Source organism: Kushneria aurantia DSM 21353 (genome assembly GCF_000382245.1).
In the GTDB taxonomy this organism is placed as follows: Bacteria; Pseudomonadota; Gammaproteobacteria; order Pseudomonadales; family Halomonadaceae; genus Kushneria; species Kushneria aurantia.
The window spans coordinates 16,843-30,013 of record NZ_KB907893.1; the positions used below are offsets into that span (position 1 = coordinate 16,843).

Annotated in this window: 15 protein-coding genes; 13 read left to right on the plus strand and 2 right to left on the minus strand. The window is 63.1% G+C overall.

All coding sequences use genetic code 11. The annotated features are described in order from the left end of the window. The first annotated feature begins 6 nt into the window (after positions 1 to 6). The 3 genes from parC to H146_RS0116375 all read left to right on the plus strand — a co-directional run bounded on the left by parC (position 7) and on the right by H146_RS0116375 (position 5,096). Positions 7 to 2,247 (plus strand): DNA topoisomerase IV subunit A, encoded by a 2,241-nt coding sequence (gene parC / locus H146_RS0116365; RefSeq protein ID WP_019952966.1) that lies wholly within the window; start codon positions 7 to 9, stop codon positions 2,245 to 2,247. Positions 2,248 to 2,316: 69 nt separating this feature from the next. Next, the gene (serB, locus tag H146_RS0116370; RefSeq protein ID WP_019952967.1) at positions 2,317 to 3,279 is read left to right on the plus strand and encodes a phosphoserine phosphatase SerB; all 963 of its coding nucleotides are present in this window, start codon (positions 2,317 to 2,319) and stop codon (positions 3,277 to 3,279) included. Between the two features lie 116 nt (positions 3,280 to 3,395). Next, positions 3,396 to 5,096, plus strand: a complete 1,701-nt coding sequence (locus H146_RS0116375; protein WP_019952968.1) for an HD domain-containing phosphohydrolase — start codon at positions 3,396 to 3,398, stop codon at positions 5,094 to 5,096. Positions 5,097 to 5,116: 20 nt separating this feature from the next. On the opposite strand, the gene H146_RS0116380 is transcribed toward H146_RS0116375, so the two are convergent. Then, positions 5,117 to 5,566 carry a DUF4385 domain-containing protein gene (locus tag H146_RS0116380; RefSeq protein WP_019952969.1) on the minus strand — a complete coding sequence of 150 codons (450 nt, stop codon included), beginning with the start codon at positions 5,564 to 5,566 and terminating at the stop codon, positions 5,117 to 5,119. 188 nt (positions 5,567 to 5,754) lie between these two features. Between H146_RS0116380 and H146_RS0116385 the strand changes: the two genes are divergently transcribed. The 3 genes from H146_RS0116385 to H146_RS0116400 all read left to right on the plus strand — a co-directional run bounded on the left by H146_RS0116385 (position 5,755) and on the right by H146_RS0116400 (position 8,633). Continuing rightward, entirely contained in the window at positions 5,755 to 7,128 is a 1,374-nt protein-coding gene (locus H146_RS0116385; protein WP_019952970.1) for a lytic murein transglycosylase, read from the plus strand. 129 nt (positions 7,129 to 7,257) lie between these two features. Beyond that, complete coding sequence (locus tag H146_RS0116395) at positions 7,258 to 8,301, plus strand: M4 family metallopeptidase (protein ID WP_019952972.1); 1,044 nt, start codon at positions 7,258 to 7,260, stop codon at positions 8,299 to 8,301. Further along, complete coding sequence (locus H146_RS0116400; RefSeq protein WP_051091041.1) at positions 8,298 to 8,633, plus strand: protealysin inhibitor emfourin; 336 nt, start codon at positions 8,298 to 8,300, stop codon at positions 8,631 to 8,633. Before H146_RS0116395 ends, H146_RS0116400 begins: the two co-directional genes overlap by 4 nt. 8 nt (positions 8,634 to 8,641) lie before the next feature. Here the strand turns inward: H146_RS0116400 and epmB are convergent, their stop codons facing one another. Next, on the minus strand, positions 8,642 to 9,679 hold the full coding sequence (gene epmB / locus H146_RS0116405) for an EF-P beta-lysylation protein EpmB (RefSeq protein WP_019952974.1): 1,038 nt from the start codon (positions 9,677 to 9,679) through the stop codon (positions 8,642 to 8,644). A 112-nt stretch (positions 9,680 to 9,791) separates the two neighbouring features. Here epmB and efp point away from each other — a divergent pair, with 112 nt between their 5' ends. The 7 genes from efp to H146_RS0116430 all read left to right on the plus strand — a co-directional run. Next, positions 9,792 to 10,358 carry an elongation factor P gene (gene efp / locus H146_RS0116410; protein WP_019952975.1) on the plus strand — a complete coding sequence of 189 codons (567 nt, stop codon included), beginning with the start codon at positions 9,792 to 9,794 and terminating at the stop codon, positions 10,356 to 10,358. 15 nt (positions 10,359 to 10,373) lie between these two features. Beyond that, positions 10,374 to 11,357: an EF-P lysine aminoacylase EpmA gene (gene epmA / locus H146_RS0116415; RefSeq protein ID WP_019952976.1), complete on the plus strand. Its 984-nt coding sequence runs from the start codon at positions 10,374 to 10,376 to the stop codon at positions 11,355 to 11,357. A gap of 164 nt (positions 11,358 to 11,521) precedes the next feature. Continuing rightward, positions 11,522 to 11,746: a hypothetical protein gene (locus H146_RS20390; protein ID WP_169433496.1), complete on the plus strand. Its 225-nt coding sequence runs from the start codon at positions 11,522 to 11,524 to the stop codon at positions 11,744 to 11,746. Between the two features lie 9 nt (positions 11,747 to 11,755). Further along, complete coding sequence (locus tag H146_RS20055) at positions 11,756 to 12,088, plus strand: VOC family protein (RefSeq protein WP_019952977.1); 333 nt, start codon at positions 11,756 to 11,758, stop codon at positions 12,086 to 12,088. Positions 12,089 to 12,120: 32 nt separating this feature from the next. Then, a complete protein-coding gene (gene dmpI, locus H146_RS20920; protein WP_083920919.1) occupies positions 12,121 to 12,306 on the plus strand; it encodes a 4-oxalocrotonate tautomerase DmpI in 186 nt (61 codons plus the stop codon). A 53-nt stretch (positions 12,307 to 12,359) separates the two neighbouring features. Beyond that, positions 12,360 to 12,785 carry a phytanoyl-CoA dioxygenase family protein gene (locus H146_RS21525; protein ID WP_156826870.1) on the plus strand — a complete coding sequence of 142 codons (426 nt, stop codon included), beginning with the start codon at positions 12,360 to 12,362 and terminating at the stop codon, positions 12,783 to 12,785. A 1-nt stretch (position 12,786) separates the two neighbouring features. Next, positions 12,787 to 13,171: transposase (locus tag H146_RS0116430; RefSeq protein ID WP_169433497.1), on the plus strand; the 385-nt coding region annotated here is incomplete at its 3' end.

Below are 13,171 nucleotides of genomic sequence, written 5' to 3' on the forward strand. Positions count from 1 at the left end.
ATAAGCATGGATATTCACGTCCGCGAGGGCGACGTCGAGCAGTTGACGCTGCGCGACTACACCGAGAAGGCTTATCTCGACTACTCGATGTACGTCATCCTCGACCGCGCCCTGCCGGCGATCGGCGACGGCATGAAGCCGGTGCAAAGGCGTATCGTCTACGCCATGCGCGAGCTGTCGCTGACCGCCAATGCCAAGTACAAGAAGTCGGCGCGCACCGTCGGCGATGTGCTGGGCAAGTTCCACCCTCACGGCGACAGCGCCTGCTACGAGGCGATGGTGCTGATGGCGCAGTCGTTCTCCTATCGCTACCCGCTGGTCGACGGTCAGGGCAACTGGGGCAGCCCCGATGACCCCAAGTCCTTCGCCGCCATGCGTTACACCGAAGCGCGCCTGACCCGCTTCTCCGAAGTGCTGATGGCGGAGCTGGGGCAGGGCACGGTGGACTGGGTGCCCAACTTCGACGGCACCATGAACGAGCCGGCGGTGCTGCCGGCACGGCTGCCTCATGTGCTGCTCAACGGCGGCTCGGGGATCGCGGTGGGCATGGCCACCGACATTCCACCGCACAATGTCACCGAGGTGGTCAACGCCACCATTCACCGTCTGCGCCATCCCGACTGCAGCGTCGAAGCGCTGTGCGAGCATCTGCCGGCGCCGGATTTTCCCACCGCGCCGGAGATTGTCTCGTCGCGCGATGATCTGCACCGGCTCTATGCCAGCGGCCGCGGCTCGGTGAAGATGCGCGCCCGCTATCGCAGCGAGGAGAGCAACGTCGTCATCGAGGCGCTGCCCTGGCAGGTGAGCGGCGCGCGCATTCTGGAGCAGATCGCCGCTCAGATGCAGAACAAAAAGCTGCCGATGGTGGCCGATCTGCGCGATGAGTCGACCCATGAGGAGCCCACCCGACTGGTGATCGTGCCGCGCTCCAATCGGGTCGATGTGGCGGCGCTGATGGATCATCTCTTCGCCACCACCGATCTGGAGAAGGGCGTGCGGGTCAATATGAACCTGATCGCCCTCGACGGTCGACCGCAGGTGATGGCGCTTGACCGCCTGCTCGACGAGTGGCTGACCTTTCGTCGGCGTACCGTGGTGCGGCGCCTCGAACACCGCCTCGGCAAGGTCGAGGATCGCCTGCATATCCTCGAAGGGCTGCTGACGGCCTATCTCAATATCGACGAGGTGATCCGCATCATCCGCGAGGAGGATGAGCCAAAATCCGCCCTGATGGCCGCCTTTGCGCTCACCGAACGCCAGGCGGAAGCGATTCTGGAGCTGCGCCTGCGACACCTGGCGCGCCTCGAGGAGCAGAAGCTCCGGGGCGAGCAGAAAGAGCTGGAGCGCGAGCGCAAACGGCTCAACAAGCTGCTGGGCAGCGACAAGGCACTGACCGACCTGATCGAGAAGGAGCTGCGCGAGGACGCCGAGCAGTACGGCGACGCACGTCGCAGCCCGCTGGTGGAGCGCGACGAGGCAAGGGCGCTCTCGGAAGTCGAGCTGCTGGGCGCCGACCCGATCACCGTGGTGGTGTCGCAAAAGGGCTGGATTCGCGCCGCCAAGGGGCACGATATCGACCCCACGGGGCTGTCATGGAAATCCGGCGACGATTTCGCCTTCGCCGCCCGCGGCAAGACCAATCAGCCGCTGGTGCTGCTGGAGGACAGCGGCCGCAGCTATACCCTGAACGCCCATCAGCTCCCCTCGGCGCGTGGCCAGGGCGAACCGGTCTCGGGGCGGGTCAACCTGACCGCCGGGGCGAAGCTGCGTGCGGCGTTGATCGGTGCCCCCGAGCAGCGCTGGCTGCTGGGCAGCGACGGCGGCTACGCCTTTCATATCGCCCTCGAGGAGATAACCGGTCGCGGGCGCAACGGCAAGGCGGTGATCACCCTGCCCAAGGGCTGCGATCTGCTCACGCCGCTATTACTGGGCGAGACCGGCCAGCGGCTGGCGGTCGTCTCGAACCTGGGTAACCTGCTGATCGTCGATGCCGACCAGCTGCCGGCGATGAGCAAGGGCAAGGGCGTACGGGTCATGAGTATTACCGCTGCGCGTGCCGCCAATCGTGAGGAGTTCGTGCGCGACTGGGTGCTGCTGGCGCCGCATCAGGCGCTGCTGGTACATGCCGGCAAGCGCCACAAGCGTCTGGCCGGTGACGAACTTGACGCCTATCAGGGCGATATTGGCCGGCGCGGCGGCAGGTTGCCGAAAGGCTTTCAGAAGGTCGATCGCCTCGAGGCCGGTTAGCAGCACTCTGGCAGTGCCGGCGTGATCGGCGGATAATCGTGCCCTTTTGGCAGCTATCGAGGAGCCAACATGAGCGCAAGCCCGTCGAACGACGCCACGCCGAACCTGGTAGTGACCCTGCTGGCGCCGCATCTGACCGCCCCCATGCAGGTCGCCGTCGAGCAGTTGCTGGTCCAGCACGGCCTGGTGGTCAGGCACGTGGAGCGTCTCGCCACGGCCGGCAGCGACGGTACCGGACTGTGCTGCGACGGCCTCGAACTGTGGGTCAGCGGCGAGCCGCCGGATAGCGACGCACTGCGACGCGAGATGCTGTCGCTGGGCGCCGAGCAGGGCATGGATATCGTCATGCAGGCGGAGAACGGCTGGCGCCATCGGCGGCGGCTGGTGTGCTTCGACATGGACTCTACCCTGATCAAGGCCGAGGTGATCGACGAGCTGGCGCGTCGTCATGGGGTGTATGACGAGGTGGCGGCCGTCACCGAGCGCGCCATGCGTGGTGAGATCGACTTTCAGCAGAGTTTTCGCGAGCGCATGAGCAAGCTGGCAGGGCTTGACGAGTCGGTGCTGCAGGAGATTGCCGACGGCCTCGAGCTGATGGATGGCGTCGAAACGCTGATGTGTCATCTCAAACGGCTGGGTTATCGCACCGCCATTCTCTCCGGCGGTTTCAGCTGGTTCGCACGCTATTTGCAACAGCGCCTCGGTGTCGATGAGGTGCACGCCAACGAGCTGCTGATCGATGCCCGGGGGCGGGTGACCGGCGAGGTGGGCGAGCCGATCGTCGATGCCGAGCGCAAGGCGCAGCTGCTGGGCGAGATCGCCGCGCGCCATGATATCGACATGGCGCAAACGGTAGCGGTCGGCGACGGCGCCAACGATCTGAAGATGCTTGCCGCCGCCGGATTGGGCATCGCCTTTCGCGCCAAACCGCTGGTGCGCGAGCGAGCACGGCAGTCGATATCGAAATCCGGCCTCGACAGCATCCTGCTGCTGCTTGGTCATCATCAGCGTGAGCTGACAGCGAACGCGTAAAATTCATTCATTCACGCTAAAGGAAACTTTATAAAAGACGATATAGCTGCGGTATATATGCGGTAAGTTACCGCCTTTTCCGGTATAGATTCATGTCCGAATGCAAGGAAAACCGCGTGCCCCAATCGCGTCATCAGGAAATCGAAGGCGTCGAAAGCGTTGCCGAGATGCTGGTCGGTCTGGCCGACCAGCAGGCCGGCCTGACGCTTGTTCTTGACGACAGAACGCTGCCTTTCCCGACTTCTCTGGTGCGCATCGATCGTGATCGGCGTCGCTGTCTGTTTACCGCTTCGCTGCTCAAGGATCTGGATGCCCTGCTGGCGGAGGGGGTTTCGTTTTCGCTGAAGGCCAGCGAGCCGACCATGCTGATCACCAGCGCTCCCATGCCGCTTCTCAGTTACAGGCGGCGTGGCGGGCGTTTTGAAATAGAGACCGAGCTGCCGGCTTTTCTGCATCTGAGTCGTCAGCGTAATGCCTTTCGCGCCACCCTGGAACGTGGCATGCAGGTTCAGGTGGTGCTGTCGCATGGTGTCGACACGCCGGGCCTCGAGGGCGAGCTTCTCGATCTTTCCATTGGCGGCCTGCTGGTATCGCTGCCGCCACACGAGGCGACGCACCTGACGATCGACTCGCGACTTGAGCGTGTGCATCTGGTATTCCCCAACGGCGAGAGCTTTCACGCCAGCGGCGAGGTGCGTCATCTGCGCGTCAGCGATGAACAGGAAAGCGCGCTGGTCGGCGTCGCTTTCGATATCGACCGTGCCGATTTCGAGCGTCAGGCCTGGTTTTACGTGCGCGAGATCGAGCGCGAAGCGGTGCGTCTTGACCCCCGCAACGACCGTCACGTGGTGCCGTCGCGACTTTTCGAGGTCGGTGGGCGCGTGGCCGTCGAACCGCCCCGGGTCGAAAGTCGTGGTGACGCCCGGGAGGCGTCGTCGATTCTGGAGACCACACTTGCCATCTCGCGGGCTCTGAGCGTTCAACTGATCAACCTTCAATCCGGTCTGGCACTGGAGAACGATCTGCTGTTGAGTCAGGCCCAGCGGCTGCTGGCACTACTGCGCGAGGACCGTCAGGGGCTGTTCCATGCGCTGGCCTGCGTCGATCAGCGCACATCGCCGCTGGTCAGTCACGGGCTTTCGGTTGCCGCGCATCTGGCCGATCTCGAAAGCGACCGGCGCAGCGACGAGCAGCTACAGCAGCTGATCGTCTGCGCCATGGTGCATGATTTTGGCAAGATATTGCTGGCCGACGAACTGCGTCTTTATCAGGGCAGCATGAATGCCGGTCAGCTACGCCAGCTGCACGCTCACGTCGAGCTGCTGCGCTTTCGGTTTGATCGCGAAGGCATCGAGCCGGCCATCAGGCGCGATGTCATGCTGTCGATCAACGAACGTCTCGACGGCAGCGGCTATCCGCGCGGTCTGACCCGTACCGAGCTGTCGCCGCTGGCGCGTCTGGCCGCCGTGGTCGATGCCATCGATGCCATGCAGCGGCCGCGTAGTGACCGCCCGGCATGGCTGCCGCTGGATGCCTATCGCTATATCTTCAATGCCGGCGACTGTTTCGACACCACCTGCGTCAACCGCTACGTCAAGCGTTTCGGTTTTACGCCCATCGGCTCGATGGTCAGCTGGTCACGAGGTTTCCTCGGCTGGGTCATGCGCCTGGACAGCCGTGGCCGCCCCTGGCGGGTGCGGATCGTCCACAACCGGGTGCGCGGTCAGGATATGGATGTGGTGCTTCAGGGCAGCGATCTGGAGCAGTTGGGAACGCTCGAGGGCTGTGTCGAGCGGGGCAGCTTCCACCCTCGCTGAAAACCGATCCGGCCGCGGGGCTACCCCCAGCGCTTTTGATGCTCACGCTTGCGTGCCAGATAGTCGTCGTCTTCACGCAGGCGTTTCCATACCGCCTCGAAAATGGCCGCCGCTTCGGCTTTCTCCCCGTCAATCTCACGAGCGTTCAACTCCCCTTCACTGTCGTACTTGCGCCCGCCCGGGTAGTTGGCATAGCGCCGCGCTCGGGTATAGCCCATCTGGATAAACTTGCGCGCCATGTCCATGCCGACGAAGTCATCGGCTTCGCGGTAGGCCTCGAACATCGCCTCGAGCTTTTGTGACGAGGCGCGGGCATCGTCGGGGGTTTTGAAACGCCAGTGCGGCAGCAGCTCGCTCTTGTAGGGCTGGGTGTTGAATACCCCCTGCTCGCCGCGGCCCACCCGATAGCACTCCGGGTGCCGGCGACAGTCCGTATTGATGTTCTCGGCGGCGTTGTCGCTCCGACTCATGAACGCTCCCTGTTGGCTGCTGACACAGGCTGAAGCCGCCTGTTGTACGACGCCCCAAAAGTGGTCAGAGGCTACCTTATCGGCCATGATAGTTCAGCACCAATGACAGGGAAGTGGCGATGGCACAACGCAGTAGTGGGTTGAAAGTGCGGGCATTCAAATTGCGGTACAGAGAGCGTTATTCAAAAGTGCTGCTGGCGACGCTGCTGAGCAGCGCCCTGGCCGTGCAGGGCTGTCAGGCCGGCGCTACGCAGCCGAACGATGGTAGCGAGGTTACGGCCGAGGCGCCGACCGGCAGCGCATCGGGCGCCGCCGAAAACGGCGTCGATACCGATGCAGGCAGCGCAAGTACCGGTTCGGGCGATAGCGAGGCCGATACCGGCGGCACCGAGCAGTCTACTGACGCAGTGCCCACGCCCGGCTCGCCGGCAGCGCACGAGTCGTTTGCGCAGTGGCTTGACGAGTTTCGCGCCTATGCCCGTGGCCAGGGCATCGAGACCGCCACCCTCGACCGGGCGCTGGCCGGGGTTACCTATCAGCCGCGTATCATCGAGCTTGATCGCTACCAGCCCGAGTTCACCCGAGCTATCTGGGACTATCTCGACAGCGCTGTGTCCGACACCCGGGTCAGCAACGGCCGTGAGCGGCTGGCAGCCAACCGTGCCAGCGCCGAGCGAACCGAGGCGCGCTACGGCGTGCCGCCCGAGATCATTACCGCCATCTGGGGGGTGGAGAGCAACTACGGCAGCAACTTCGGCAGTTTTTCCACTATCGAAGCGCTGGCGACCCTCGGCTATGACGGCCGTCGCCACGGCTTTGCCCGCGAACAGCTGATGGCGGCACTGAAGATCATTCAGCGCGGCGATATCGCGCCTGATCGCATGCAGGGCTCCTGGGCCGGTGCCATGGGCCACACTCAGTTCATTCCCACCAGTTTTCTGGCCTACGCCGTGGACGGTGACGGCGACGGCCGCCGCGACATCTGGGGCAGTATTCCGGACGTGATGGCCTCTACTGCCAACTATCTGGCAGACAACGGCTGGCGACGCGGCGAGCGCTGGGGCGCCGAGGTCAACCTGCCGGCAAATTTCGACTATAGCCGCGCCGATGCCGATACCCGTATGAGTACCGCGCAGTGGCGGGCGCTGGGCGTGAGTGGCATCGGCGGCGCGTCGCTGCCGAATCTGAATGAGGCGGCGATTATCGCCCCCGCCGGTGCACAGGGACCGGCCTTCATGGTGGGGCACAACTTCCGCGTCATCATGCGCTACAACAACGCCACCAGCTATGCGCTGGCGGTGGCACTGCTGGGGGATCGTATCGCCGGTCGGCCGGGGGTGCAGGCGGGCTGGCCGCGCGACGAGGAGCCGCTGTCGCGCGGCGACACTCGTGAGCTGCAGCGGCTGCTCAACCTGGCAGGCTTCGATGCCGGCACCCCGGACGGTATCATGGGGCCCAACACCCGCGGCGCGCTACGTGCCTGGCAGCGCAGTCGAGGGCAAACGCCGGATGGTTTCGCTACCATGCAGATACTGGACGCGCTGCAGGAGCGGTCACCCTGAGGCGGCGCCAGCCATGTCAATGACGTTTGCCGGTTGTGACAACAGGCTTGTGGACCGCAACATCAAAGGGGAGCAGGGCGTCATCAGCAAGCGACGCCCGCTCGCTCTTCAAGGCCCGGAGGGAGTGTTATGAAAAATGCTCGACGCAAGAACTCCTACGGCGTTATCCCGCCCCATCTGCTCAGTCATCTGATCGAAAATGGCAGCGAGCATCAGCGTCGCTGCGCACTCAATACCCTGACGTTGGACTCGCGTTTTCGCGCCCGCACCGAGCGTATCACCGGACGTACGGATGCGCGCCGCGCCGAAGCGGGCCAGCCGCTGCGCTATATTTTCGATGCGCAACACCGCATGGAGTTGCCCGGCGAGCGGGTGCGCCGCGAGGGCGAGCCGGCCACCGGTGACCGTGCCGTCGACGAGGCCCATGACGATCTGGGCGCGACCTGGCAGTTTTTTCACGATATCTTCCAGCGCGCCGCCATCGATGGTGAAAACGGCGCCCTGCTGGGCACCGTGCACTATGGCGAGGAGTATCAGAACGCTTTCTGGAACGGCTATCAGATGGTGTTCGGCGACGGTGACGGCGAAATCTTCGTCTCCTTCACCCGGGCCCTCGATGTGGTCGCTCATGAGCTGACGCACGGCATCATCGAGCGCGAGTCGGGGCTCGTTTACCACAATCAGCCCGGTGCGCTCAACGAGTCGATCGCCGATGTCTTCGGTGCAATGGTGGCGCAGTACACCGCCGGCTTGTCGGTCGAAGCGGCTGACTGGACGATTGGCGGCGAGCTATTGGCACCGGGCATCAATGGCGTGGGGCTACGCTCCATGTCGCATCCCGGCAGTGCCTATGACGATCCGCTGCTGGGCCGGGATCCGCAGCCCGATCATATGCGCGGCTTCGTCGAGACCAGCGAGGACAACGGCGGGGTGCACATCAACTCCGGCATTCCCAATCGCGCCTTCTATCTCGCCGCCACCGCGCTGGGGGGCTACAGCTGGGAGCGCGCCGGGCGGGTGTGGTACGCCACGCTGCTCGATGAGCGTCTCGCCAACGATGCCGGCTTCAGCGACTTCGCCCATTTGACGCTGGATAACGCCAGGGCGATGTTCGACAGCGACGTGTCAGAGGCGGTACGCGACGGCTGGCGCACTGTGGGCGTTGACGTGTGAGCGCGGTGAGCTGGGCGACACGCCTTGACGACGGCATGCGTCTGCGCCTTGCCCGCGAAGGTGGCGTGGCGCGGGTGCCGGCACTGGTGCGGCCGCGCGAAGTAACGCTCGGTGAGTGCAGCGCTGAACAGCGCCGCCGCATCGCCACGCTGCTGGACGAAGCCGAGGTGCTGCACTGTTCGCCGGCGCAGGCCGGTCGTGGCGATCAGCGCTATTTCCACGTCCTGATCCGCCGCGCCGATGACAGTGAAGAGGCCAGCCTGGTGGTGCCGGAAGCCTGCGCGCCGCGCCAGCTGACAGTGCTGTGGCAGCAGGGGCCGGCGGCGCTTTGAGGGCGTGTTTACAGCGGCGTCTTGGCCGGCTTGCCGGGCACTTCGCGTACCAGCCGCGGCAGCAGGAAGCCCGGCAGCTCAGCACGCAGCGCCTCGACCAGCAGGCGCGCGCGCTCGTCCGGCACGTCGAAGTGCGAGGCGCCCGCCACCGGGTCGAGCACATGCAGGTAGTAGGGCAGCACCCCTGCTTCGAACAGGCGCTCGGAAAGCGCCGCCAGAGTGGTTGCCGCGTCGTTGACCCCCTTCAGCAGCACGCTCTGGTTGAGCAGGGTAACGCCTGCCGATTTCAGCCGTGCGCAGGCCTGTACCACCGCCGCGTCGATCTCGGCGGGGTGGTTGATGTGCAGCACCATCACCTTCTGTAGACGGCTGGCGGCCAGCCACTCGAGCAGAGCATCGTCGACCCGGTCGGGAATTACCACCGGCAGCCGGGTGTGCAGTCGCAGCCGCTTCAGATGCGGGATCTCCCCCAGCGCCTGTGCCAGCCAGGCAAGGCGTGCATCGCTGGAGAGCAGTGGGTCGCCGCCGGAAAGAATCGCCTCGCGGAGCGTGTCGTCGCCGCGCAGGTAGTCCAGGGTGTCGTACCACTGTGCCCGCGATGGCGTGTGCTCGGCGTAGGGAAAGTGGCGACGAAAGCAGTAGCGGCAGTTGATGGCGCAGGCGCCGCTGGTGATCATCAGCACCCGCGCGGCGTATTTGTGGATCAGCCCGGCGGCCGGAGTGTGGTCGGCTTCTTCCAGCGGGTCGCTGACAAAGCCCGTCACCGGCTCGCCCTCGGCGGCCAGCGGCAGCACCTGGCGCAGCAGCGGATCGTTCGGATCAGCGTGGCGCATGCGCGCCATGAAGGCGTGTGGCACTCGCACCTCGAACGCCTCATGGCCGAGCTGTGCTCCCGCCAGCCAACGCGCGTCGAGACCCACGGCAGCCAGCAGGTCGCGCGGTTGGCGAATCGCCTCGCGCAGCTGGCGCTGCCAGTCGCCGGCCGGGGCGCTGCGCGGCTCCTGCGGCGCTTTAGCCTGCACAGCGGGTATGGTTCGCGTTATCATCGGCAGCCATCCGGTGGGCCTCGCCGCCGTCGCCAGATATCGGCGCGGGCGGGGTTCTGAAGGTTTCATCCGGTGGCGGCAGTGGATGCCGCCATCCTGTTCGAGAGGCGTTATGGCAAGCTATTCTACCAGTGAATTCAAGGGCGGTCTGAAGGTGATGCTCGACGGCGATCCCTGCAACATCGTCGAAAACGACTACGTCAAACCCGGCAAAGGGCAGGCCTTCAACCGCGTCAAGCTGCGCAACCTGATGACCGGCCGGGTGTGGGAGCGCACCTTCAAGTCGGGCGAGTCGCTGGAAGGCGCCGACGTGCTCGATCTCGATATGGAGTATCTCTATAACGACGGCGAGATGTGGCACTTCATGAAGACCGACGGTTCCTTCGAGCAGTACGCGGTCGACAAAAAGGCGGTGGGTGACAACGCAAAGTGGCTCAAGGAGCAGGTGGTCTACACCGTGACGCTGTGGAATGACAACGCCATCTCGGTGGCGCCGCCCAACTTCATCGACCTGGAAGTGGTCGAGACCGACCCCGGCCTCAAGGGCGATACCGCCCAGGGTGGCTCCAAGCCGGCCACGCTTTCCACCGGCGCGGTGGTGCGGGTACCGCTTTTCATCAATCAGGGCGAGGTATTGCGCGTGGACACAAGGAAGGGAGAGTACGTCAGCCGCGCCTGATTTGCCGCTGCTTTTATGACGCCCGATAGCTGGCGCCCCGGCGCCACCCTCGACACCCTGCGCCGGCGCGCCGTACTGCTGCAGGCCATTCGCGATTTTTTCGCCGCCCGCGATGTTCTGGAAGTGGAGACGCCGGTGCTGGGCCACGCCGGCAGCACCGAGCTTCATCTCGACGCGCTGTCGCTTGACGCCCGCACCCCGGCGGGACGTGAGCGGCTGTGGCTGCAGACCTCGCCGGAATACCACATGAAGCGATTGCTGGCGGTAGGCAGCGGGCCGATTTTTCAGCTCGCCAGGGTGTTTCGCGACGGCGAGAGTGGCCGGCGCCATAACCTCGAATTCACCATGCTGGAGTGGTATCGCCCGGGCTGGACGCTTGCCGCCCTGATCGAAGAGGTGGCGGCGCTGGTAGGTGAGGTGACCGGGCGATCGCAGGTGCCGCTGCGCAAGCGGCCCTATCGCGAGCTTTTCGTCGAGCACCTGGGCGTCGATCCGCTGATCGATAGTGCCGAGAGTCTGGCCGCGCTGCGTCAGCTGGCCGCCCGACACGGCGGTGCGCAGAGCGCCGACTGGAGCCGCGATGACTGCTGTGACCTGCTGATGTCACTGGTCATCGAGCCCGAGCTGGGGCAGGGCGGTCCGGAGGCGGTGATCGACTACCCGGCAAGCCAGGCGTCACTGGCGCGCCGCCAGGTTGATGCACAGGGCGCCGAGGTGGCGGCCCGCTTCGAACTCTATCTCGACGGCGTCGAGCTGGCCAACGGCTTTGACGAACTGACCGATGCCGCCGAGCAGCGTGCCCGTTTTGACGAGGACAACGCTCGCCGACGGCAGTTGGGGCTCGACCCGGTGGCGCCCGACGAGGCGCTGCTGGCGGCGCTGGCGCACGGTATGCCACCGGCCTGTGGCGTGGCGCTGGGCGCTGACCGCCTGATCATGCTGGCGCTGGGGCTCGATAGCCTTGAAGAAAGCCTGGCTTTTGATACCCTGCGCTGTTGATGTGCGGCGCTCGAATTTCAGGATTCAGTGTCACTGAAAGGCCACATGCTTGTTATCCCGCCCTGCAGTTGGCGGGCTGCCGGCGATTCAGGGCCAACGCCTCGCGCCACAGCGCCCTCTCCCATGGCCACATCGAGAAGCTGGAAGCCCGGCTCGAAGCACAGGTGCAGGAACTGCTGGCGCTGGCCGAGGGCCGTTCGCCGACGGAGCGAATGTCGCACAAGCTGCAGACCCGGGCGGGACGTGCCGTTTATGCGCTGCGCACCATGGTGATGCAAAAATCTGCCGGGGCGGGTCGCACGCCCCATCTGCCGACGGCAACCCCGACAGGCTGCCAGGTTTTTGTGTTGAAGATAGACTGGATACACGTGGTGAAAACAGTGGTATGATTTCTGGTAATGATTGCTGGCCCAATTAAATTTGTCTTATTGCAAGGGGTGGGTGAGAACTCACAGATCACCCGATTTATCCAGAAGTATGGTGCAGGACCACAGCATATAGCTATTGAAGTTGAGGATTGTGAAACTGCCTGCCAGGAATTGGAAAATCAAGGGCTGGAATTTAACACGAATATTATTAAGGGGCCTCAGCTAACCCAACGCTTTAGCAAGCGATGTGAGAACTCTGGCGTTATGCTGGAATTCATTGAACGGAAAGAAAATTCAGAGGGGTTCTCTGAACAAAACGTTTCAGACTTGTTTAAGCAGTTAGAGCAAGGTGATAATTTCTGATAGCTGAAATCACAAATGAGACGAGGAAGTTTATGCCTATTGTCACAATTCAACAATCCCCCCGTTCTATTGAGTTAAAGCGTGAATTGGTGGAAAAAATAACTAATGCATTTACTGAAGTGTATCAGCTGCCTCCGGAGGCGATACAGATTTTTTTCGCTGAAACCAGCCACGAAAACTGGGCGAAAGGCGGTGTCTTGGCCAGTGATAGAGAGTAATAAAAGCTATTAGGTGTTTGATTTTTAATTTCATTTAACGGATTGGTGTTGTCATGACTCAGAAGGTGTTTTGTCTAAATGAAGAAGAAATAGCTTCGCTCCCTAGTGATGAGGACGTTGTTCATTACCAACGGCATGGGTGGTATATAAGCAAAAAGTTGCTGAGTGATGATGAGGTTGCTTGGCTTGAAAAAGCTAGCGATGATTTCTATGCGCAGGGAGCGGATCGCCCACTTCACGCACATCCCTCGAAGCTTGCCTATTGGTCAAAGGATAAAGGCGAGGTTCAGCGGCATAATGATTATATCGCTTATGAAAATGAGGTGATTGGTAAGATTTTGCAAAAACCACTGATAGGAGCTGTTGCTGCCAAACTATCAGGTTGTAAAGAAATTCGTATTTTTCAAACTACTATGATATACAAGCCTGCTGATCCCAAGGAGACTAGCAGCCTGTCGGACTTTCCACGCCGGGCATGAGATAATACCGACATCCGTCGATGAGTGGTTGCCTCAGGATCATCTGGCGCGCTTCATCGTCGAGGTCGTCGACGGCCTCGATCTGCGCGCGATGGTGAGCGCCTATGGCGGGCGCGGCAGCGCAGCCTATCACCCGTCACTGCTGTTGTCGCTGTTGATCTACGGCTATGCCAACGGCGTGTTCTCCAGCCGCGGGATCAAGCGGGCAACGTATGATTCGGTAGCCTTCCGCTTCATCGCCGCCGGTGCGCATCCCGACCACGACACCCTGGCCACCTTCCGCCGGCGCTTTCTCGACGAACTGGCCGGGTTGTTCGTTCAGGTGCTGGAAGTGGCCCGCGAGATGCAACTGCTCAAGGTGGGGACCATCAGCCTGGACGGCACCA